Here is a 20,212-nt window from a genome sequence, read left to right on the forward strand (position 1 = left end):
GAAATCGGGGTTGTCGGCGAGCGGGTGTCCGCCGACACTGGAGCCCATGACGTTGTCGTCGCTGGACCTTCTCGACCGCTGGACCGCCCTGGCCGGACCGGACTCCGTTTCCCTCGGAGCCGGGATCATCGCCCGCTACAGCGAACCCCATCGCCACTATCACACCGCCGAACACCTGCGCGCGATGCTCGGCGCGATCGACGAATGGGCCGACAGCGCAGCCGATATCGACGCGGTGCGCTACGCCGCCTTCTTCCACGACGCGATCTACGCGGTCGACCGCGCCGACAACGAGGAACGCAGCGCCGACCTGGCGCGCGACGTCCTCGAATCCCTGGGCGCCCGAAAACCCTTGGTGGACGAGGTGGCTCGGCTGGTGCTGCTCACCCGTGGTCACGATTCCGAGGCGGGCGACGCCAACGGTGCCGTGCTGTGCGACGCCGACCTGGTCGTGCTCGGCGGCGATCCGGTGAGCTACGCCGCCTACGCGACCGCGGTGCGCACCGAGTACGCGCACGTCCCCGACGACCTGTTCCGGGCCGGTCGCGCCGCGGTGCTGCGCGCGATCGCGAATCAGCCTGTGCTGTACCGGACTCCGGCGGCCCGCGCCCGCTACGAGGAGCGCGCGCGGGAGAACCTGGCCGCCGAACTGGACCGGCTCACCGACTGAGACCGCTCAGCGCCCCAGCGCGCCGCTGGATTCGATGGCGGCGGTGAGCAGTTCGGCGACGCCGCGCTGTCCCGTCAGGGTGGGGTGGTAGGGGAGCAGGGTCTGGTCGGCCACCAGCGGATCGAACCAGCGCACGGCCGGGTCGGCGCACATCCCGAGCGCGGGCGAGGCGGCCACGGTGTCGATGTAGATCGCCCCGTGCGCGGCGGCCTCACGGGCGACGACGGTATTGAGCCGCGCGAACTTCGACTGGATGTAGGCGGCGTCGGCCGGGAGCAGGCCGAGCATCGCCGGGCAGCTGGTGTCGGCCAGGTAGGTGGGCCAGCCGTCGACGAAGATCGTGGCGGCCGGTGCGCGGCGGGCGATCTCGGTCAGGGCGGCGGCGTAGGCCGGGGCGATCGCGTCGATGCCCGCGTCCCACGCGGGATCGGCCGCCGCGGCGCAACCGCCGGTCGCCGCGCCCGCGTGACAGTCGCCGAGGATGTACTTCGTCATCTCGGCGTCGTTGGCGCCGATGTGCAGGGTGACGATCTTCGTCGCGGGTCCGAGCGCGTCGAGTTGCGGTGCGACACCCGGTGTTTGGGAGGTGTAGAGGTCGGGGATCTTCGCCGAGCTGCACGTGCGGTCGTCCAGGCTCAGTCCCAGGCGCTCGGCGACCAGCTTGGGCGCGTTGGTGGTGGAGCGCACGCAGCGCAGTGGCGCGCCGAGGTCCAGATTGGCGGCGCCGGTGGTCGCGGCCCCGGAGTCACCGAGCGCGACATAGGCCGCGCCACCCGAGGGTGACGGCTCGGCCTGGGCCGGGGCGAGCGGCAGCGCGGCGAGCGAGACGACCGCGGCGAGCACGCGCAGACTGTTCTTCAGCGAACGGCGGGGATCCACAGCGCGAAGAGTAGGTGGCTGTGGGCCACGCCACAAGCACGCGGCGCCGCGACACCCGGCGGACCGGTGCGGTCCGCCGGGTGTGTGGGTCAGAGCGCGTCGAGCATCCGGGCCGCCAGCGGCGCCGACGACGCCGGGTTCTGGCCGGTGTAGAGGGTGCGGTCGACCTCGATGTGCGGGGCCCACGGCTCGCCCTCGCGGTAGTCGACGCCGAGCGCGACGAGCCGGTCCGCGAGCAGCCACTTCGCCTTCTCGGCGAAGCCCGCCTGGGCCTCCTCGGCATTGCTGAACGCGGCGACCCGGTACCCGGCGAACGGGGACTTCCCGTCGGCGTCGGCGGTCGCGAGCAGGGCGGCGGGCGCGTGGCAGACCACCCCGAGCGGCTTGCCCGAGGCCAGCGCGTCGACCAGGAGCGCACCCGAGACGGGATCGACCGCGAGATCCTCCATCGGGCCGTGCCCGCCGGGGTAGAACACCGCGTCGTAGTCGGCGAGCCGCACCTCGGCGAGCGGGATCGGCTGCCGCAGGACCTCGGCCCCGGCCAGGACCTCGGCGATCTCCGCCGCGCGCTCGGCGCCGCCGTTCGCCTCGGCCGCCAGGCTGCCCTGGTCGACCGGCGGGAGCACGCCACCCGGCGTCGCGACGGTGACGGTGTGGCCCGCGCCGGTGAACGCCGCGTACGGCGCGACGAACTCCTCGGCCCAGAACCCCGTGGGGTGCTTCGTGCCGTCCGCCAGGGTCCAGTGATCGGCGCCGGTGAGGACGAACAGGATGTGTGCCATCGGATTCCTTCTCCATTCAACGGGTTTCGTGGCGATCGGCCGGCAGCGTCGTCGGGTCGCGCTCTCGACGCTAGGGACTCGGGCATTGTCTGACCAATAGGATGGTCTATATGAGACATAGGCCAGCCGATGGCTCGATGGATCTGGTGCAGTTGCGGACCTTCCTGGCGGTCTACCGGACCGGATCGCTCACCGCGGGGGCCGCGCAGGCGGGACTGTCCCAGCCCACGGTGACCACGCAGGTCCAGGCGCTGGAACGGTACCTGGGCACGCCGCTGTTCGAGCGCCTGCCGCGCGGGGTGGCGCCGACCGCCGCCGCGCACGAGCTGGCGGCGCGGGTGAGCGCCCCGCTGGACGCGCTCGCGTCGGTGGTCGGCGGCCCGGTCGCCGAGCGGCCCGCGCCGCCCGAACCGCCGGTGCTGCTCGGCGGGCCCGCCGAGATGCTGGCCGCGCAGGTGCTGCCCGCGCTCGCGCCGCTGCTCGCCGACGGGGTGCGGCTCACCGTCCGCGCCGGCCTCACCGACGACCTGCTGGCCGAATTGCGTTCGGGCACCCTCGATCTGGTGATCGCCACGGCGCGCCCGCGTGGCCGGACCGTGCTCGCCGAACCGCTCGTCGACGAGGAGTTCCTGCTCGTCGCGGCGCCCGCGGTGGCCGCCCGCGTCGACACCGATCGCCTGCGCCGCGCCGATCCGGGCGCGCTCGACGGGCTCCCGCTGCTCAGCTACGCCGCGGATCTGCCGATCCTGCGCCGCTATTGGCGGCACGTGTTCGAGACCCGGCTGGAGGCGACCCCGGCCCTGATCGTCCCCGATCTGCGCGCGGTGCTGGCCGCGGTGCGCGCCGGCGCGGGGATCAGTGTGCTGCCGCGCTACCTGTGCGCGGGCGAGCTCGCCGACGGCAGCCTGGTGACCCTGCTCGATCCGGCCGATCCGCCGATCAACACCGGCTTCCTGGCCCGCCGGGTCGGTGGACCGCCCCGGCCGCACGTCGACCTGGTCCGGGCCCGGCTGCTCGCGGCCGCGGTCGCCTGGCGCGCCGAGTGAGCCGATCCGGTCGGCCGGATCGGCTCGTGCGCACGGGGCGGGAACAGGCGCACCGGTTCGGTGGTTGACCGAGCACATGACGACACTCGGATTGATCGGCAGCGGCAATATCGGATCGACAGTGGCGCGGCTGGCGGTGGCCGCCGGAATCGACGTGGTACTCAGCAATTCTCGCGGACCCGAGACGCTGGCCGGCCTCGTCGCGGAGCTCGGGCCCCGGGCCAGGGCGGCGACGCCGGCGGAGGCGGCGGCCGCAGGCGACCTCGTCGTGGTGACCGTGCCGTTGAAGGCCTATCAGGACGTACCGGTCGCGCCGCTGGCGGGCAAGGTCGTGCTCGACACCAACAACTACTACCCCGAGCGGGACGGCGCCATCGCCGAACTCGACGCCGACACCGTCACCACCAGTGAGCTGTTGCAGCGGCACCTGCCCGACGCGCAGGTGGTCAAGGCGTTCAACAACATCTACTTCGAGCACCTGGCCACCCTCGCCCGGCCCGCGGGCGCCGCCGACCGGTCCGCGCTGCCGGTCTTCGGTGACGACCCGGCCGCGAAGATCGCCGCGGCCCACCTGATCGACGCGCTCGGCTACGACGTCGTCGACGGCGGCACGCTCGCCGAGAGCCGTCGCTCCCAGCGCGACACGCCGGTCTACGTCCGGCCCTACGCCGTCCCGGGCGATTCCTGGCCGCCCGCGGCCGCGACCACCGGCGACATCGCGACGATCCGCACCGCGCTGGCCGCCGCCGAGGTCTGAGGCGGGAGCCTCCCACCTGCATCGATGCTTGACATGCAAGCGTCAGCTTGCCTATCGTTCGAGGGGAGACGACGGGAGGAGCGCGCGCCGTGACCGATATCTTCACCGCCTTGGCGGACTCGACGCGGCGCGCGCTGCTCGACGAACTGGCCGAGCGGGACGGGCAGACGCTGTTCGAATTGTGCGCCAAGCTCGCCACCCGGCACGGGATCAGTTCGTCGCGGCAGGCGATCACCCAGCACCTGGGCATGCTCGAGGCCGCGGGGCTGGTGACCTCCCGTCGACAAGGCCGCTACAAGTTCCATCACGCCGATTTCACGCCGCTGCGCGCGATCTCGGAGCGATGGCCGATCCCCCAGGAGGACCCATGATCCGCATCGGTGTGACCAGCATCTTCGTCGACGACCAGGACAAGGCCGAGAAGTTCTACACCGACGTGCTCGGCTTCCAGGTCAAGGACCGGGTGCCGGTCGGCGAGTACGACTGGCTGACCGTGGTCTCGCCCGCCGACGTCGACGGCATCCAGTTGCTGCTCGAGCCCGACCAGAACCCGATCGCCCAGAACTACAAGTCCGCGCTCACCGCCGACGGCATCCCCTGCATGATCTTCACCGTCGACGACCTCGACGGTGAATACCGCCGCCTGCTCGACCGCGGCGTCCTGTTCACCCAGCCGCCCCAGCCGATGGGCGCGGTCACCACCGCCGTCTTCGACGACACCTGCGGCAACCTCATCCAGCTGATGCAGCCCACTACCGCGTGATGACGAGAAGTTCGGTGGGGGAAGCGATCTCGGCCCGCAGGCCGGCCTTGGTCGCCACCCGCGCCACCGCGCGGATGTCGGTCGGCTCCGCGCGGGTGAGCACCAGCGCGCGGGCCAGCAGACCCTTGTGATGCTTGTTGAAGTGGCTGACCACCGTGCGTGAGCCGTCGGCGTGCTCGGTGAGCACGTTGGCGGTAATGGCGTCGGGGACCCGGCCCAGCTGCTGGTAGCTGCCCGACCGGAGATCGATGACGAGTTCGCCGCCCGCCTCGGCGTAGAGGGCGTCGGACAGCACGTCGCGCCACACCGCCGACAGCGTCGGCAGACCGGGCAGCTTGGTGCCGCCGGAGAGGCGGTAGGCCGGGATCGGGTCGGCCGCGCGGACCGCGCCGAACAGCGCGGAGCCGATGCCGAGGCGCGCGTACGCCTTCGCGCGCTGCGCCTTGGTGAACGACTTCGCGTCCAGCGCGTCGTAGAGCACCCCGGTGTAGCGCTCCAGCGCGGGGCGGGTCGCCGAGGTGCGCAGGCTCGCGTTGCGGGCGATCTCGGCGTCGGCGGCCTTGCCGAGCCCGAGCACCGCGGTGGCGGCGGCCGGGTCGGCGGCGAGCTGCACCACCTCGGTGATCAGCTTGTCGCGCACCGCCGTGAGCTGCGGCATCGCCAGATCGGCCAGGTCGAGGGGCGCGCCCGACCCACCGTCGGACTTGGTTTCGGAGGGAGGCAGCAGCACCAGCACGATCGCCTACGGTACCGGCGTCGTGCCGCGGTCCGGCCGCTGGTGGTCGGTGGAACCGATATCGGCTTGCACGTGGCCCCGGACCAGGGACTACCCTGTGCATCCGTGATCACCCGCCTCTCCCGCCTGTTCCTGCGCACCCTGCGAGACGATCCCGCCGACGCCGAGGTGCCCAGCCACAAACTGCTCGTCCGCGCCGGCTACGTCCGCCGGATCGCCCCCGGCGTGTACTCGTGGCTGCCGCTGGGCCTGCGCACGCTGCGCCGCATCGAGGACGTGGTGCGCCAGGAGATGGACGCCACCGGCGCCCAGGAGATCTCCCTGCCCGCGCTGCTGCCGCGCGAGCCCTACGAGACCACCAACCGGTGGACCGAATACGGCGACGCCCTGTTCCGCCTGCAGGACCGCAAGGGCGGCGACTACCTGCTCGGCCCCACCCACGAGGAGCTGTTCGCGCTCACCGTCAAGGGTGAGTACAACTCCTACAAGGATCTGCCGGTCACGCTGTACCAGATCCAGGACAAGTACCGCGACGAGGAACGTCCCCGCGCCGGCATCCTGCGCGGCCGCGAGTTCACCATGAAGGACTCCTACTCCTTCGACCTCGACGACGCCGGCCTTGCCACCAGCTACGCCACCCATCGCGCCGCCTACCAGCGCATCTTCGAGCGGCTCGGCGTCGAGTACGTGATCGTGGCCGCCACCTCCGGCGCCATGGGCGGCAGCGCGTCCGAGGAATTCCTCGCCGCCAGCCCCGTGGGTGAGGACACCTACGTGCGCTGTGCCGAGTCCGGCTACGCGGCCAACGTGGAAGCCGTGGTCACGCCCGCGCCCGCGCCGCTGCCGATCGACGGCCTGCCCGCCGCGGTCGAGTACGACACCCCGAACACCCCCACCATCGCCACGCTGGTCGACTGGGCCAACGAGGCGACGGTGCTCGACCGCGCCGTCACCGCCGCCGACACGCTCAAGAACGTCATGGTCAAGCTGCGCCACCCGGACGGCAAGACCGAGATCCTCGGCATCGGCGTCCCCGGTGACCGCGAGATCGACGACAAGCGGCTGGAAGCCTCCGTCGAGCCCGCCGAGGTGGAGCTGCTCACCGAGGCCGACTTCGCCGCCAACCCCTTCCTGGTGAAGGGCTATATCGGCCCGAAGGCGTTGCAGGCCAACGGTGTTCGCTACCTCGTCGATCCCCGTGTCGTCGATGGCACCAGCTGGATCACCGGTGCCGACGTGCAGGGCAAGCACGTCGTCGGCCTGGTGGCCGGTCGTGACTTCACCCCCGACGGCACCATCGAGGCCGCCGAGGTCCGCGACGGCGATCCCTCGCCCGACGGCGCGGGTCCGCTGGTGTCGGCCCGTGGCATCGAGATCGGCCACATCTTCCAGCTCGGCCGCAAGTACACCGACGCGTTCGACGTCGACGTGCTGGGCGAGAACGGCAAGCCGGTCCGGCTCACCATGGGTTCCTACGGCATCGGCGTCTCGCGCCTGGTCGCGGTGATCGCCGAGCAGCAGCACGACGACAAGGGCCTGCGCTGGCCGGCCGAGGTCGCGCCGTTCGACGTGCACGTGGTCATCGCGAACAAGGACGCCGCCGCCCGCGAGGGCGCCGAGCAGGTCGTGGCCGGGCTGGACAAGCAGGGCCTCGAGGTCCTCTTCGACGACCGCACCGCCTCGCCCGGCGTGAAGTTCAAGGACGCCGAACTGCTCGGCATGCCCTGGATCCTGGTCATCGGCCGCGGCTGGGCCGACGGCAAGGTCGAACTGCGCAACCGGTTCACCGGCGAGGCCGAGGAGATCGCGGCCGAGGACGCCGTCGCCGCGGTCACCGCGAAGATCCGCGGCTGAATCCGCGCGACCCGGTCGCGTCCACCGCGGCGCGACCGGGTCGGCGAAAGCCGCTGCGGCACAGGAACCGACCGCTGCCGCTCGCCTACGGGCAGTGGCCGGGGAACTGATAGTTTCGAGCGCGTGGACACGTTCAGCGATTCGCTGTTGCGGCTGGCGCGGGATTATCTCGGCGGGGCGATCGAGCAGTATTCGGTATTTCAGGAGCAGATCAGGCCGGGGCCGACCCGGGTGGATCATCGGGCGGGGTGCGTGTGGATCGGCGACCGGGAGTTCGCCGGGTCCGGCGAGATCGGGACCTACGCCGAGGATCTGACCTTCATGTGGGCGTGGGCCAAACCCACCCTCGCCGGCCTGCCCGGCGTCGCGGCGTCGACCCGGCTGCGCGAGCTCGGATTACAGCACGGGATCCCCGAATTCGCCGAGGAAATCGTCGATCTCGCCGGTTTCCCCGACCCGATGCTGGCCGCCGACCATCTGTCGATCATCGCGCTGGGCGCGCTCGGCGCCCGCGGGATGACCAAGTTCAATCACGGCGGCCGCGCGTACGCCTACCTGATCGTCGACGACGAGCAGGTGCCGTCCGCGACGCCGGACCCGGGCCGGGTGGCCGACCTGGTGGCCGCCGCCGCCAGGATGCTGCCCGGCACCGGCACGCGGGCGGTCGTGGCCGGCTACGCCCACCGTCACCGCCTGCCCGTGCGCGACACCGCCGACGGGGTGGAGGTGCAGCTGCCCGACGGACCGCGGCTGATCGTCCGCATCGACGCCGGTGACCAGCTCCTCGACGCCGAGGTCGTCGGTGCGGGCCCGCTCGCCCCGGCCGAGGCCGGGCCGCGGCACGAGCGGATCCCACCCTTCTTCCCGGACAGTCTGCTGGTCGCGCTGGCACCGGCCACCGCGACCACCGTCGGCGGTCACGGTTCGCTGCGCGGCGCGGCCACCGACGCGCCGCGACCGACCCTGCGCTGGCAGCCGATGTACGGCGATCTCGTCGAGGTCCCCGGCGGTCCGGTGGCCGTCGCCGAGATCGGCCGCTACGACAGCGAGCACCGGATCTGGGCATGGGCGGGGCGGGAGTGGACGGGTGCCGCCGCGCTGCGCGGGCTGGCGCGCGAACACGGGGCCGAGCACCTGGCGGTGGACCGGGTCGACCTCGGCACCGTCGTCCATCCCGACAATGTGGTCACCCTGCTGGTGGCCGGGGCCGCCGACCTGGGCGGATCCGTCGGCTGGGCAGCGGCGCCGGACGGCGCCGGGTGGCGCTACTTCGCGGTCACCGACGACGCCGTGACCATGACGGGATCGGATCCCGGGGTGGCCGCCCAGCTCATCGAGACGGCCGCGAACCTGCTGCATCCGCTGACCGATCCGGACAGCCGCTACCCCGCCATGCGGGCGATGGCCGCCGGCTACTTCGAGCGCCACCACGTCACCACCCTGACCTTCGGCGAACCGCAGCTGCTGCTCGCGCACTTCGGCCTGTACGAGCTGCGGGTCGAATTCGACACCACCGGCGGGATCATCGGCACCCGCACCGGCCTGATCGGCGAACTGATGAGCTGATCCCGGCGCGGTGCCGCGCCGTCCGGTGCTCCGGGCGGCGCGGCACCGGGTCAGGCGCCGAGGTCGGCGAACATCTTGCGCTTCATCGGCGGTATCGCGCTCGCGGTGCGCAGGACGAGCTTGCCCATCAAGCGGCCGAGCCTGCCGTCGGCGACGGCGCGTTCGGCGGTGCTCAGCGAGGTGCGGACCGCGGCGAAACCGTAGTCGGTCATGGCGGTTTCGTAGGCGCCGATCGCGTCGAGCAGGCCGCGCTCGCGGCGGTCGGCGGCGACCAGCATGCGGCACAGCAGCTGGGCGTCGCGCAGGGCGGTGTTGGCGCCGATGCCGGCGAACGGGGTCATGCTGTGGATGGCGTCACCGAGCAGGGTGACGGTGGTCGGGGTCCAGCGCGGGATCGGGACCGAGGTCTTGATCGGCAGGAGAGTGGCGGTGGCGCCGTCGGATTCGGCGACCAACCTGCGCAGTTCGGGCGCCCAGCCCGCGGTCATCCGGACCGCGGTGGCGTGCAGCTCCGCCGCGTCGAGGGCCGACAGGTCGACGCCGAATCGGTCCCGCTCGGCGGCGAACGCCCAGAACACGTAGGGCTGGGTGTCGTCGAACAGGAAGCCGGGTGTGAGCTCGGGGCCGTCGCTGCCGAGCGCGACACCCGGTGCGGGCGGGGCGAATTCGTGCGGTGCGACGAACATGCCGCAACCACTCGGCGGAATCACGCTGTGCGGGTGCGCGAGCAGGCGCGGATCGAGGCGGTCGCGGGCGCTCGGGGTGAGCGCGTACTTGCCCGCGATGGTGACGATGCCGGTGTCCACCCGCCGCGCCTGCGGCAGGTACTGGGCCCGTACCCGCGAGGTGCCGCCGTCGGCACCGACCAGCACATCACCGACCTCGCTGCCGCCGTCGGCGAAGTGGACGACCACCCGGCCGTCCGGCCGACGCTCGTAGCGGTCGAACGCGCTGCCGTAGTGCACCGCGTCGCCCAGTTCGGCGAGCAGGATGCGGCGCAGGGTGATCCGGCTGATGCCGTAGTGGTCGCGGTCGGCGCTCGCGGTCTCGGCGCTCTCGAAATCGATCAGGCTCGACAGCTGCTCGGTGACGAAGCCGAAACCGTTGCCGCCCTGGCCGGAGCAGGCGACGAAGGTCGCGAAGAGCTCGGGGGAGAGCAGCTCGGCCAGCGCGCCGCTGCCGTGCGGGTTGATGTGGATGCGGAAGCCCTGCAGCCGGTCGGTGCGCCGCACCTCGCGCTCGTGCACGCTGACCGCGACGCCGGCCCGGCGCAAGCCGTTGGCCAGCGCCAGACCGCCGATACCGCCGCCCGCGACGATGACCTTCAGTGGGGTGTTGGATGCCATGACGGTGTCCTTTCGATGGTCAGGCCCGGCTCCAGCCGAACCCGCCGGAGCGCCGCTTCGACGCCCGCTGCTGCTGGGTGGGACCCGCCTGCGACCAGTCGGTGATCAACCGGTCGAGCAGGCGGGTGAGGGTGACCACATCGGCGGCGGGCCAGTCGGCGATGACCGCGCCGAACACCTGGTCGCCCACCTCGAGGAACTGCTGGAGTTCCGCGCGCCCCGCGTCGGTGATCTCGACCAGGACCGCCCGCCGGTCGGCCGGGTCCGGCGCGGTGCGCACCAGCCCGGCCTCCGCCAGGGTCTGCACGTGCCGGGTGATCGAGGAGGGCAGCGCGTCGAGGCGTTCGGCGATCTCCCCGGCGCGCAGCGGACCCGACTCCGCCACTGCCTGCAGCACCCCGACCCGGACCGGGTCGTACGCCCGGGAGGTGCCCTGGCGCATCGCCTCGGCGAACCTGCTCGTCGTGCGGGCGAGTTCGGAGACCTGATCCTTGTTTGCTTGCATGAATCAAACAATACATTTGATTGTGTGAAACAACAATAGGCCGGTGAACTTACGCCTACGTAGGGGAAACCCGCAGGTCATGGGCTCGAGGTGGGGTGCGGCGCTGCTAAGTTAGCTCCCATGACGAGTTCGCCGAGCCTGCTGTTCAACCCCGCCACCTACGACCCTCAGCACTTCGATGCCGAGACGCGGCGGCTGCTGCGAGCCACCATCGAGTGGTTCGAATCCAAGGGCAAGGCACAGCTGCTGGCCGAGGACCGCGACGCGGTCTGGACCGAGGAATTCCTCGACTTCGTCGCGAAGGAGAAGCTGTTCGCGACCTTCCTGACCCCGGCCGCCTACGCCGACGGCGACCCGAACAAGCGCTGGGACGCCGCCCGCAACGCGGCCCTGGCCGAGATCTTCGGCTTCTACGGCCTCGCGTACTGGTACGCCGAGCAGGTCACCATCCTCGGCCTCGGCCCGATCTGGCAGAGCGACAACGAGACCGCCAAGCGCAAGGCCGCCGCCGACCTCGACGCGGGCCAGGTGATGGCGTTCGCGCTGTCCGAGCGCGAGCACGGCGCCGACATCTACAACACCGACCTGATCCTCACCCCGACCGCGCCGGGCAGCGCCGACGCCGAGGCCGGAATCCTGTTCCGCGCCAACGGCGAGAAGTACTACATCGGCAACGGCAACGTCGCCTCGATGGTGTCGGTGTTCTCCCGCCGCGGCGATGTCGAGGGCGCCGAGGGCTACATCTGGTTCGCCGCCGACAGCCGCCACGCCGACTACCACCTGGTCGAGAGCGTCATCCACGGCCAGATGTACGTCAGCCACTTCCGGCTGGAGAACTACCCGGTGACCGCCGCCGACGTGCTGCACGAAGGGCCCGAGGCCTTCTCGGCCGCGCTCAACACCGTCAACGTGGGCAAGTTCAACCTCTGCCACGGCGGCATCGGCATGGTCGAGCACTCGTTCTTCGAGGCCATCACCCACGCCAGCAACCGCATCCTCTACGGCAACCCGGTCACCGACTTCGGCCATGTGCGTGGCAATTTCGTCGACGCCTACGCGCGCCTGATCGCGATGAAGCTGTTCAGCGACCGCGCGGTGGACTACTTCCGCAGCGCCTCGCTCGAGGACCGCCGCTACCTGCTGTTCAACCCGATGACCAAGTCCAAGGTCACCTCCGAGGGCGAGGTCGCGATGACCCTGCTGCTGGATGTGCTGGCGGCCAAGGGCTTCGAGAAGGCCACCTACTTCGCGCAGGCCTCGCGCTACATCAACCACCTGCCCCGGCTCGAGGGCACGGTGCACGTGAACGTCGGTCAGATCCTGAAGTTCATGCCGAACTACCTGCTCAACCCGACGGAGTACCCGGCCATCGGCACCGACCTGGCGCCGGGCGACCAGGAGTTCTTCTGGCAGCAGGGTCCGGCGCGCGGCGCGGGCAAGGTGCAGTTCGCCGACTGGACCCCGGCCTACGAGCAGGCCGCGGACGTGCCGAACGTCGGCCGGTTCTACGAGCAGGCGCAGGCGCTGCGCACGCTGCTGCTCACCGCGGCGCCGGACGCGGCCCAGCAGAAGGACCTGGACTTCATGCTGACCATCGGCCACCTGTTCTCCACGGTGGTCTACGGCCAGCTGATCCTCGAGCAGGCCGAGCTCACCGGGCTCGACCGCGATGTCGTCGACCAGATCTTCGATTTCCAGATCCGCGACTTCAACACCCACGCGACCGCCCTGCTCGGCAAGCCGACGGTCACCGAGGCCCAGCGCGCGTGGGCCGTCGGCGCCCTGCGCAGCCCCGTGGCCGACGCCGCGCGCTTCGACCGGGTGTGGCAGCAGGTGGCGTCCTACGACGGCGCCTACGCGATGCGTCCGTAGCGGACCCGGTTCGGCCGCCGCACCGCACGGTGGGGCGGCCGACGTCGGGCCTGGGCTCGCGATCGTGCCCGGGTGTGGTTACACCGACGCGCGGCCGGGGAACGTCGTGGTGACGGGGTTCGCGCCCAGGATCGCCTGCCAGCGGGCTCGGCGCACCGCGGATTCGGTGAGTGCCTCCGTCGCGGTGGCCCGGACCGCCGCGTCGGCTGCCTGTTCGACGACGGCGTACCATGCTGCGGCGCAATCGGATTCGACCGTGACGGCCAGGTGTGCCGCGGGGATCGGATCGTCGACCGGGAACGGTGGGGTGTAGGCGGCGCCCGCCGCCTCGGGTGCGGTGCCGCCTGCTTCCAGCAGTTCGATGGTGGCGTCGCGCCGGGCCCGGTGCGCGGCGCTGAACTCGGCGACCATGCGCGCCCGGTCGGCATTGGCGTAGGCGGCGATCACGCCGTAGGAGTAGACGGCGGCGTACTCGCTGTCCAGGGCGGCCTGGAGGGCCTGTCGTTGATCGGTCATGCGAGCAGGACTCCCGCCTCGGTGGCGCAGGCCGCGCTGATCGAGGCCAACAGCCCCGCGCGGTACCCGGATTCGGTGCGGGCCAGCGCCGCGGCGGACTGCTGCGAGCGGACCAGCTGATCGCGCAGCTGGGCGATCGTCAGCGGCTGGGTGGCGTTCTCGATCGTCGCGGCGGGCACGAGGGCGCCGTCGGGGCCGGGCACGGTGATCTCACCGGTGCGGTGCACGGGGGTGCTGCCGTCGCCGTACACGCCGATCACCCGGTCGATCTCGGTGCGCAGCGCGTCGGCGTGGGCGGTGCGTTCGGTGGCGACGGTGGCCAGCGCGGCCTGTGCCTGCGGGGCGAGCGCGATCGCGGCCTGCGCGGACGCGGCGTCGGCGCGGGCCAGGACCTCTTGCGCGGCAAGCGGATCCGGCGCGTGCACGGTGTCGTTCTCGGCGCAGGCGGCCAGCACGCTCAGCGCGGGGACGCCGACGGCTGTCGCGCCGACCAGGCGCAGCAACGACCGCCGCCGCCAAGCGCCCGCCGTGCGCTGTGTCACGTCGGCGGTCGGCGACCACTGCGCCGGTGCGGCCGAAGCCGGTCGGTGCGGAGTTGCGGGGGCTGTGCGCTGCGGTGCGACCGGGCGCGGCGACTCGCTCGTCATCGGGCGGGATTCGTGCCGGTCGGAGCGCATGCCGGAAGGTCGCCCGGCGCTCGGCGGGGCGGTATGGCGGAAGGGCACCTACCCATCGTGCCAGATCCGCGCACCGTCGCCCGCCCACGCCGCGACACCGGGAGGCACGCCGGGGCGGACCGGTGCGCGAAGCCCGGTGGCTGGTCCTTTACACTCTCGTGGCGCGTTACGCTAGACCTTCGGCGTAGAAATTTCCGATCGCGTCACAACTGAACCAGGAGCCGCCCATATGCCGATGCCCACCGAGGAAAGGGTGAGCCAGCTCGTCGCTGAGCTCGTCGCACGCCGGGGATTCGACCTCGAGGGCGTCGCGATCGCGTCTGCGGGCAAGGACGAATTGGCGCCGGTTCGGTTGAAGGTCACCGTCGACAGCGACGGTCCGGCCGATCTGGACGCGATCGCCGAGCTCAGCCGGGAGATGTCCGAGCTGCTCGACGACGCGGGCGATTTCGGCGAATCCGCCTACCTGCTCGAAGTGACCACCCCCGGCGTCGACCGCCCGCTGACCGCCGAGCGGCACTGGCGACGCGCGCAGGGCCGCAAGGTGAAGGTCGCGCTGCGCGAGGGCGCCGAGCCGGTCGAGGGCAAGGCCCGCTTCGAGGCGCGCGCAGGCCAGCTCGCCGAGGACGGCACCGTGGCGCTGGTCCTCGGCGGCAAGAACAAGCCGCACCGGGTGCACGTGCCGCTCGCCGACATCGCCACCGCGGTGGTCCAGGTCGAGTTCAACGCACCGGGCGCCGCCGAACTCGAACTCGCGGGCGGGATCGCCGCGGGCCGCCCGGTACCGGGCGAAGAACCCGCCGACCTCGCCGCCGCAGGACAACACAGTGACTCTCCCACCGAAGGGGTTGCGGAATGAACATCGAAATCGAAGCCTTGCGGGCGATCGTCGCCGACAAGGGCATCCCCATCGAGACCGTGATCTCGGCGATCGAGTCGGCGCTGCTCACCGCCTACCGGCACACCGAGGGTCATCAGCCCAACGCGTACATCGACATCAACCAGAAGACCGGTGTGGTCCGGGTGATGGCGCGGGAGCTGGACGCCGACGGCAACCTCGTCTCCGAATGGGACGACACCCCGGAGGGCTTCGGCCGGATCGCCGCGACCACCGCCCGCCAGGTGGTGCTGCAGCGGCTGCGCGACGCCGAGAACGAGAAGTCCTTCGGCGAGTTCTCGACCCACGAGGGCGACATCGTCGGCGGTGTCGTCCAGCGCGACGCCAGGGCCAACGCCCGCGGCATCGTGGTGGTGCGGATCGGCAGCGAGGCCAACGGCGCCGAGGGCCTGATCCCGCCCGCCGAGCAGGTGCCGGGGGAGACCTACGAGCACGGCGACCGGATCAAGTGCTACGTCTACGGCGTCTCCCGTGGCCCGCGTGGCCCACAGATCCAGCTCTCGCGCACCCACCCGAACCTGGTGCGCAGACTGTTCTCGCTCGAGGTGCCCGAGATCGCCGACGGCTCGGTGGAGATCGTCGCGGTGGCCCGCGAGTCGGGGCACCGCTCCAAGATCGCGGTGCGGTCCACCGTGCCCGGCGTGAACGCCAAGGGCGCGTGCATCGGCCCGATGGGTCAGCGCGTGCGCAACGTGATGAGCGAGCTGGCAGGCGAGAAGATCGATATCATCGATTACGCCGAGGATCCGGCGACCTTCGTCGGCAACGCGCTCTCGCCGTCGAAGGTGGTCTCGGTCACCGTCGTCGATCCGGAAGCCAGGGCGGCCCGGGTGATCGTGCCGGACTTCCAGCTGTCGCTGGCGATCGGCAAGGAGGGCCAGAATGCCCGCCTGGCCGCCCGATTGACCGGCTGGCGCATCGATATCCGCAGCGACGCGGCTCCGGAGCAGGGCGATTCGGTTCGGCCGGAGGCGCACCGTAGTTGACGAAAACGCGGGAATCCCGACCCTCGGATGACATGTTCGTAACTTCGGAAGGGGAGGGGTTCGTCGTTATGACCGGGTCACCGGTAGAGTGGGTGGAAGACCGGCCCGCGCAATCCGTTCGCACCTGTATCGGATGCCGTCAGCGCGAGCCGTCTGCCGAACTGTTGCGGATCGTGGCGCAGCATCGGGACACCGGCTCCGCCGGGGCTCCGGGTGTTGTGATCGTTCCCGATCCACGGCGCAGACTTCCCGGACGGGGTGCCTGGCTGCACCCCGTTTCAGCTTGTCTGCGTTCCGCAGAGCGGCGCCGAGCATTCGGCAGAGCCCTACGAGTGTCCGGAAATCTGGATATCTCAGCCCTGGAGCAGTACCTCGAGAACAGGCACGAGCACTCATGAGCACACCGTGAAGCACCAACGATGAACGTCCATCGGAGATAACCCGAGGTCGTGCGGGCCGCCGTCCCCTTACACGGTGGCGCTGCTCGGCCTCTCAGTGAGGAGAGCAGTGGCAGGCAAGGCCCGCGTGCACGAGTTGGCCAAAGAACTCGGTGTCACGTCCAAAGAACTACTCGCGAAGCTCAAGGAGCAGGGCGAGTTCGTGAAGTCGGCGTCCTCGACGGTGGAAGCACCCGTCGCCCGTCGCCTCCGTGAATCGCTCGCGTCGAAGTCCGCCCCGGCGGGCGACGCGAAGCCGGCGGCCCGTCCCGGTCCGTCCCAGGCGGCCCGTCCGGCCGCCAAGCCCACTCCCGGTGGCGGCCCCCGTCCCGGTCCGCGTCCGGCTCCGGCGGCGCCCGCCGCCGCGACCCCCGCGGCCCCGGTGGCTCCGGCCGCCGAGTCGGCTCCGGTCGAGGCCAAGCCGGCTCCGGCCGCTCGGCCGACCCCGGCCGCCGCGCAGTCGGCGGCGCCCGCCGCGAAGCCGGCCGGTGCCCCCGCGCCCGGTCCGCGTCCGGCCCCCGGCGCACCGCGTCCGGGTCAGCCCGCCGCCGGTCAGGCCCGTCCGGGTCAGCCCGCGCCGGGTGCTCCGGCCCCGCGTCCGGCCGGTCCCGGCCCGAAGCCCGGCCCGAAGACCCCGCGCGTCGGCAACAACCCGTTCAGCTCCGCCCCGGATCGTGAGCGTCCGGCCCCGCGTCCCGCCCCGCAGGGCGGTCCGCGGCCGACGCCGGGTCAGGGCGGTCCGCGTCCGGCTCCCGGCCAGGGTGGTCCGCGTCCGGCTCCCGGTCAGGGCGGTCCCCGTCCCGGCCAGGGCCAGGGTGGTCCGCGTCCGGCCGCCGCGCAGGGCGGTGCCCCGCGTCCCGGTGGCCCGCGCCCCAACCCGGGCTCGATGCCCCCGCGGCCGAACCCCGGTGCCATGCCCCAGCGCTCCGCGCGTCCGGGTCCGGCGGCCGGTGGCCGTCCGGGTCGTCCGGGCGGCGCGCCCGGTGGCGCCGGTCGTCCCGGTGGCGGCGGTGGCGGCTACCGCGGTGGCGGTGGCGGTGCCCCCGGTGCAGGTCAGGGTGCCGGTGCACCCGCGGCCGGTGGCTTCCGTGGTCGTCCCGGTGGCGGCGGCGGTCGTCCGGGTGGTCCCGGTGGCCGTGGTGGCGCGGCCGGCGCGTTCGGTCGTCCCGGTGGCGCTCCGCGTCGTGGCCGCAAGTCGAAGCGGGCGAAGCGCGCCGAATACGAGAACATGCAGGCGCCCGCCGTCGGTGGCGTGCGGCTGCCCCGCGGCAACGGCGAGATCATCCGGCTCGCCCGCGGCGCGTCGCTGTCGGACTTCGCCGAGAAGATCGACGCGAACCCGGCCGCTCTCGTGCAGGCGCTGTTCAACCTGGGCGAGATGGTCACCGCGACCCAGTCGGTGAACGACGAGACCCTCGAGCTGCTCGGCAGCGAGATGAACTACGTCGTGCACGTCGTCAGCCCCGAGGACGAGGACCGCGAGCTGCTGGAATCGTTCGATCTCACCTACGGCGAGGACGCCGGCGGCGAGGACGACCTCGAGCAGCGTCCGCCGGTCGTGACCGTCATGGGTCACGTCGACCACGGTAAGACCCGACTGCTGGACACGATCCGCAAGGCCAACGTCCGCGAGGGCGAGGCCGGTGGCATCACCCAGCACATCGGCGCCTACCAGGTGCTGACCGATCTCAACGGCGACGAGCGCCTGATCACCTTCATCGACACCCCGGGTCACGAGGCGTTCACCGCCATGCGTGCCCGTGGCGCGAAGGCCACCGACATCGCGATCCTCGTGGTCGCGGCCGACGACGGCGTCATGCCGCAGACGGTGGAAGCGATCAACCACGCCCAGGCGGCCGACGTGCCGATCGTGGTGGCGGTCAACAAGATCGACAAGGAAGGCGCGAACCCGGACAAGATCCGGCAGCAGCTGACCGAGTACGGCCTGGTGACCGAGGAATACGGTGGCGACACCATGTTCGTCGACATCTCGGCCAAGCAGGGCACCAACATCGACGCGCTGCTGGAAGCGGTCCTGCTGACCGCCGACGCCTCGCTCGACCTGCGGGCCAACCCGGACATGGACGCCCAGGGTGTCGCCATCGAGGCGCACCTCGACCGCGGCCGTGGCCCGGTGGCCACCGTGCTCATCCAGCGCGGCACGCTGCGCGTCGGCGACTCGATCGTGGCGGGCGACGCCTACGGTCGCGTGCGCCGCATGGTCGACGAGCACGGCGACGACGTCGAGGCGGCCCTGCCGTCGCGGCCCGTCCAGGTCATCGGTTTCACCTCGGTGCCCGGCGCAGGCGACAACCTGCTCGTGGTCGACGAGGACCGGATCGCTCGCCAGATCGCCGACCGCCGCAATGCGCGCAAGCGCAACGCACTGGCCGCGCGCAGCCGCAAGCGGATCAGCCTGGAAGATCTGGATGCCGCCCTGAAGGAGACTTCGGAGCTCAACCTGATCCTCAAGGGCGACAACTCCGGTACGGTCGAGGCCCTCGAAGAGGCCCTGCTCGGCATCGAGATCGACGACGAGGTGCGTCTGCGCGTCATCGACCGCGGTGTCGGTGGCGTCACCGAGACCAACGTCAACCTGGCGTCGGCCTCGAACGCGATCATCATCGGCTTCAACGTCCGTGCGGAGGGCAAGGCCACCGAGCTGGCCAACCGCGAGGGCGTCGACATCCGGTACTACTCGGTGATCTACCAGGCCATCGACGAGATCGAGAAGGCCCTCAAGGGCATGCTCAAGCCGATCTACGAAGAGGTCGAGCTGGGCCGGGCGGAGATCCGCGCGATCTTCCGTTCGTCGAAGGTCGGCAACATCGCCGGCTGCATGGTCCTGTCGGGCTCGGTCAAGCGCAACGCCAAGGCGCGCCTGATCCGCGACGGCAGGGTGGTCGCCGAGACGATGACCATCTCCTCGCTCAAGCGGGAGAAGGACGACGCCACCGAGGTCCGCGAAGGTTACGAGTGCGGTATGACCGTGACCTACAACGACATCAAGGACGGCGACATCATCGAGGCGTACGAGCTGCGCGAGAAGCCGCGCGACTGATCACGCACACCGTTCCACACGCCGCACCCGACACCTCGGGTGCGGCGTGTGGTCATGCGGGCAATCCATCCATCTACCAGGAGGTGAGCACCGCTGTACATCGGTGCGCTCGAATTCGATCTACTGCTCGGTGACGTGCACTCGCTCAAGGAGAAGCGGTCGGTGATCCGCCCGATTCTCGCCGAGCTGCAGAAGCGCTTCGCCGTCAACGCCGCCGAGGCCGGTGACCAGGATCTGCATCGCCGGGCCCTGCTCGGTGTCGCCATGGTCAGCGCGGAAACGAGTCACCTGAACGAGGTGCTCGACAAGTGTGAGCGGCACGTCGCCGCCCGTCCGGAGATAGAGTTGCTGGCAGTACGCCGCCGGATCTTCGGACCCGAAGACTAGACCAGAGGAGGACAGACCCATGGTGGATCAAGCCAGGGCACGCCGACTCGCCAAGCGGATTTCCGCGATCGTGGCCACCGCGATCGAGTACGAGATCAAGGATCCGCGGCTGCGGTTCGTCACCGTCACCGATGCCAAGGTGACCGGCGATCTGCGCGAGGCAACGGTGTTCTACACGGTGATGGGCGAGACGCTCGACGCCGAACCCGACTACGCGGCCGCGGCCGCCGGTCTGGACGCGGCCAAGGGCGTGCTGCGGTCCAAGGTGGGTGCGGGTACCGGGGTGAAGTTCACCCCGATCCTGTCGTTCACGCTGGACAAGGTGCCCGACGCGGCCCGCGAGATGGAAGAGCTGCTGGCCCGGGCTCGCGCCATCGACGACGAGGTCGCCAAGGTCGCGGCCAACGCCACGCACGCCGGTGAGGCCGACCCGTACAAGTCCGATCGCGACGACGACGGCGACGAGTAACCCCG

21 protein-coding genes are annotated in these 20,212 nt (G+C 71.3%); 14 read left to right on the forward strand and 7 right to left on the reverse strand.

The genetic code is table 11. The annotated features are described in order from the left end of the window. The first annotated feature begins 46 nt into the window (after positions 1 to 46). Entirely contained in the window at positions 47 to 670 is a 624-nt protein-coding gene (locus ACFVW6_RS20610; RefSeq protein WP_365006952.1) for a metal-dependent phosphohydrolase, read from the forward strand. A gap of 6 nt (positions 671 to 676) precedes the next feature. Here the strand turns inward: ACFVW6_RS20610 and ACFVW6_RS20615 are convergent, their stop codons facing one another. Next, positions 677 to 1,549: an SGNH/GDSL hydrolase family protein gene (locus tag ACFVW6_RS20615; protein WP_378832997.1), complete on the reverse strand. Its 873-nt coding sequence runs from the start codon at positions 1,547 to 1,549 to the stop codon at positions 677 to 679. An 89-nt stretch (positions 1,550 to 1,638) separates the two neighbouring features. After that, complete coding sequence (locus tag ACFVW6_RS20620; protein WP_365006950.1) at positions 1,639 to 2,331, reverse strand: type 1 glutamine amidotransferase domain-containing protein; 693 nt, start codon at positions 2,329 to 2,331, stop codon at positions 1,639 to 1,641. Between the two features lie 110 nt (positions 2,332 to 2,441). Between ACFVW6_RS20620 and ACFVW6_RS20625 the strand changes: the two genes are divergently transcribed. The 4 genes from ACFVW6_RS20625 (at position 2,442) to ACFVW6_RS20640 (ending at position 4,897) form a co-directional block, all read left to right on the forward strand. Continuing rightward, positions 2,442 to 3,377, forward strand: a complete 936-nt coding sequence (locus ACFVW6_RS20625; protein ID WP_378832993.1) for a LysR family transcriptional regulator — start codon at positions 2,442 to 2,444, stop codon at positions 3,375 to 3,377. A 76-nt stretch (positions 3,378 to 3,453) separates the two neighbouring features. Further along, positions 3,454 to 4,134, forward strand: coding sequence for an NADPH-dependent F420 reductase (locus tag ACFVW6_RS20630; protein WP_378832991.1), 681 nt, complete (start codon positions 3,454 to 3,456; stop codon positions 4,132 to 4,134). Positions 4,135 to 4,223: 89 nt separating this feature from the next. Further along, positions 4,224 to 4,505, forward strand: a complete 282-nt coding sequence (locus ACFVW6_RS20635) for an ArsR/SmtB family transcription factor (protein ID WP_378832988.1) — start codon at positions 4,224 to 4,226, stop codon at positions 4,503 to 4,505. Further along, positions 4,505 to 4,897 carry a VOC family protein gene (locus tag ACFVW6_RS20640; RefSeq protein WP_357345692.1) on the forward strand — a complete coding sequence of 131 codons (393 nt, stop codon included), beginning with the start codon at positions 4,505 to 4,507 and terminating at the stop codon, positions 4,895 to 4,897. Before ACFVW6_RS20635 ends, ACFVW6_RS20640 begins: the two co-directional genes overlap by 1 nt. Here ACFVW6_RS20640 and yaaA read toward each other — a convergent pair. Further along, positions 4,887 to 5,633, reverse strand: coding sequence for a peroxide stress protein YaaA (gene yaaA, locus ACFVW6_RS20645; RefSeq protein ID WP_378832986.1), 747 nt, complete (start codon positions 5,631 to 5,633; stop codon positions 4,887 to 4,889). The genes ACFVW6_RS20640 and yaaA overlap by 11 nt on opposite strands. Before the next feature lie 105 nt (positions 5,634 to 5,738). Between yaaA and ACFVW6_RS20650 the strand changes: the two genes are divergently transcribed. Together ACFVW6_RS20650 and ACFVW6_RS20655 are read left to right on the forward strand one after the other, a co-directional pair. Next, a complete protein-coding gene (locus tag ACFVW6_RS20650; protein ID WP_355280656.1) occupies positions 5,739 to 7,487 on the forward strand; it encodes a proline--tRNA ligase in 1,749 nt (582 codons plus the stop codon). A gap of 123 nt (positions 7,488 to 7,610) precedes the next feature. After that, positions 7,611 to 9,053, forward strand: coding sequence for a DUF6882 domain-containing protein (locus ACFVW6_RS20655; RefSeq protein WP_378832982.1), 1,443 nt, complete (start codon positions 7,611 to 7,613; stop codon positions 9,051 to 9,053). A gap of 50 nt (positions 9,054 to 9,103) precedes the next feature. Here ACFVW6_RS20655 and ACFVW6_RS20660 read toward each other — a convergent pair whose 3' ends face one another. Both ACFVW6_RS20660 and ACFVW6_RS20665 read right to left on the reverse strand, forming a co-directional pair. Then, positions 9,104 to 10,399 carry an FAD-dependent oxidoreductase gene (locus ACFVW6_RS20660; protein ID WP_378832979.1) on the reverse strand — a complete coding sequence of 432 codons (1,296 nt, stop codon included), beginning with the start codon at positions 10,397 to 10,399 and terminating at the stop codon, positions 9,104 to 9,106. Positions 10,400 to 10,418: 19 nt separating this feature from the next. Further along, complete coding sequence (locus ACFVW6_RS20665; RefSeq protein WP_357344544.1) at positions 10,419 to 10,904, reverse strand: MarR family winged helix-turn-helix transcriptional regulator; 486 nt, start codon at positions 10,902 to 10,904, stop codon at positions 10,419 to 10,421. Positions 10,905 to 11,024: 120 nt separating this feature from the next. Between ACFVW6_RS20665 and ACFVW6_RS20670 the strand changes: the two genes are divergently transcribed. Further along, the gene (locus ACFVW6_RS20670; protein WP_378832976.1) at positions 11,025 to 12,776 is read left to right on the forward strand and encodes an acyl-CoA dehydrogenase family protein; all 1,752 of its coding nucleotides are present in this window, start codon (positions 11,025 to 11,027) and stop codon (positions 12,774 to 12,776) included. Positions 12,777 to 12,854: 78 nt separating this feature from the next. Here the strand turns inward: ACFVW6_RS20670 and ACFVW6_RS20675 are convergent, their stop codons facing one another. Both ACFVW6_RS20675 and ACFVW6_RS20680 read right to left on the reverse strand, forming a co-directional pair. Then, positions 12,855 to 13,292: a ferritin-like domain-containing protein gene (locus ACFVW6_RS20675; RefSeq protein ID WP_355280666.1), complete on the reverse strand. Its 438-nt coding sequence runs from the start codon at positions 13,290 to 13,292 to the stop codon at positions 12,855 to 12,857. Then, a complete protein-coding gene (locus ACFVW6_RS20680) occupies positions 13,289 to 13,834 on the reverse strand; it encodes a hypothetical protein (protein ID WP_378832971.1) in 546 nt (181 codons plus the stop codon). The genes ACFVW6_RS20675 and ACFVW6_RS20680 overlap by 4 nt, the downstream gene beginning before the upstream one ends. Positions 13,835 to 14,198: 364 nt before the next feature. Between ACFVW6_RS20680 and rimP the strand changes: the two genes are divergently transcribed. The 6 genes from rimP (at position 14,199) to rbfA (ending at position 20,207) form a co-directional block, all read left to right on the forward strand. After that, a complete protein-coding gene (rimP, locus tag ACFVW6_RS20685; protein ID WP_378832969.1) occupies positions 14,199 to 14,828 on the forward strand; it encodes a ribosome maturation factor RimP in 630 nt (209 codons plus the stop codon). Beyond that, a complete protein-coding gene (gene nusA, locus ACFVW6_RS20690) occupies positions 14,825 to 15,853 on the forward strand; it encodes a transcription termination factor NusA (protein ID WP_355280671.1) in 1,029 nt (342 codons plus the stop codon). Before rimP ends, nusA begins: the two co-directional genes overlap by 4 nt. A 68-nt stretch (positions 15,854 to 15,921) precedes the next feature. Continuing rightward, entirely contained in the window at positions 15,922 to 16,251 is a 330-nt protein-coding gene (locus tag ACFVW6_RS20695; RefSeq protein WP_378833217.1) for a YlxR family protein, read from the forward strand. Positions 16,252 to 16,360: 109 nt separating this feature from the next. Beyond that, the gene (gene infB / locus ACFVW6_RS20700) at positions 16,361 to 19,351 is read left to right on the forward strand and encodes a translation initiation factor IF-2 (protein WP_378832966.1); all 2,991 of its coding nucleotides are present in this window, start codon (positions 16,361 to 16,363) and stop codon (positions 19,349 to 19,351) included. 93 nt (positions 19,352 to 19,444) lie between these two features. Further along, on the forward strand, positions 19,445 to 19,738 hold the full coding sequence (locus ACFVW6_RS20705) for a DUF503 domain-containing protein (protein ID WP_355277864.1): 294 nt from the start codon (positions 19,445 to 19,447) through the stop codon (positions 19,736 to 19,738). A gap of 19 nt (positions 19,739 to 19,757) precedes the next feature. Beyond that, entirely contained in the window at positions 19,758 to 20,207 is a 450-nt protein-coding gene (gene rbfA, locus ACFVW6_RS20710; RefSeq protein ID WP_355277821.1) for a 30S ribosome-binding factor RbfA, read from the forward strand. Positions 20,208 to 20,212: the final 5 nt, after the last annotated feature.

The organism is Nocardia sp. NPDC058244, assembly GCF_042882065.1.
In the GTDB taxonomy this organism is placed as follows: domain Bacteria; phylum Actinomycetota; class Actinomycetes; order Mycobacteriales; family Mycobacteriaceae; genus Nocardia.

Coding starts and splice junctions, on each gene's coding strand:
- ACFVW6_RS20610 (WP_365006952.1), top strand. CDS start 47: ATGACGTTGTCGTCGCTGGACCTTCTCGACCGCTGGACCGCCCTGGCC.
- ACFVW6_RS20675 (WP_355280666.1), bottom strand. CDS start 13,292: ATGACCGATCAACGACAGGCCCTCCAGGCCGCCCTGGACAGCGAGTAC.
- ACFVW6_RS20695 (WP_378833217.1), top strand. CDS start 15,922: ATGACCGGGTCACCGGTAGAGTGGGTGGAAGACCGGCCCGCGCAATCC.
- ACFVW6_RS20625 (WP_378832993.1), top strand. CDS start 2,442: ATGAGACATAGGCCAGCCGATGGCTCGATGGATCTGGTGCAGTTGCGG.
- rbfA (WP_355277821.1), top strand. CDS start 19,758: ATGGTGGATCAAGCCAGGGCACGCCGACTCGCCAAGCGGATTTCCGCG.
- nusA (WP_355280671.1), top strand. CDS start 14,825: ATGAACATCGAAATCGAAGCCTTGCGGGCGATCGTCGCCGACAAGGGC.
- ACFVW6_RS20670 (WP_378832976.1), top strand. CDS start 11,025: ATGACGAGTTCGCCGAGCCTGCTGTTCAACCCCGCCACCTACGACCCT.
- ACFVW6_RS20620 (WP_365006950.1), bottom strand. CDS start 2,331: ATGGCACACATCCTGTTCGTCCTCACCGGCGCCGATCACTGGACCCTG.
- ACFVW6_RS20660 (WP_378832979.1), bottom strand. CDS start 10,399: ATGGCATCCAACACCCCACTGAAGGTCATCGTCGCGGGCGGCGGTATC.
- rimP (WP_378832969.1), top strand. CDS start 14,199: ATGCCGATGCCCACCGAGGAAAGGGTGAGCCAGCTCGTCGCTGAGCTC.
- ACFVW6_RS20665 (WP_357344544.1), bottom strand. CDS start 10,904: ATGCAAGCAAACAAGGATCAGGTCTCCGAACTCGCCCGCACGACGAGC.
- ACFVW6_RS20630 (WP_378832991.1), top strand. CDS start 3,454: ATGACGACACTCGGATTGATCGGCAGCGGCAATATCGGATCGACAGTG.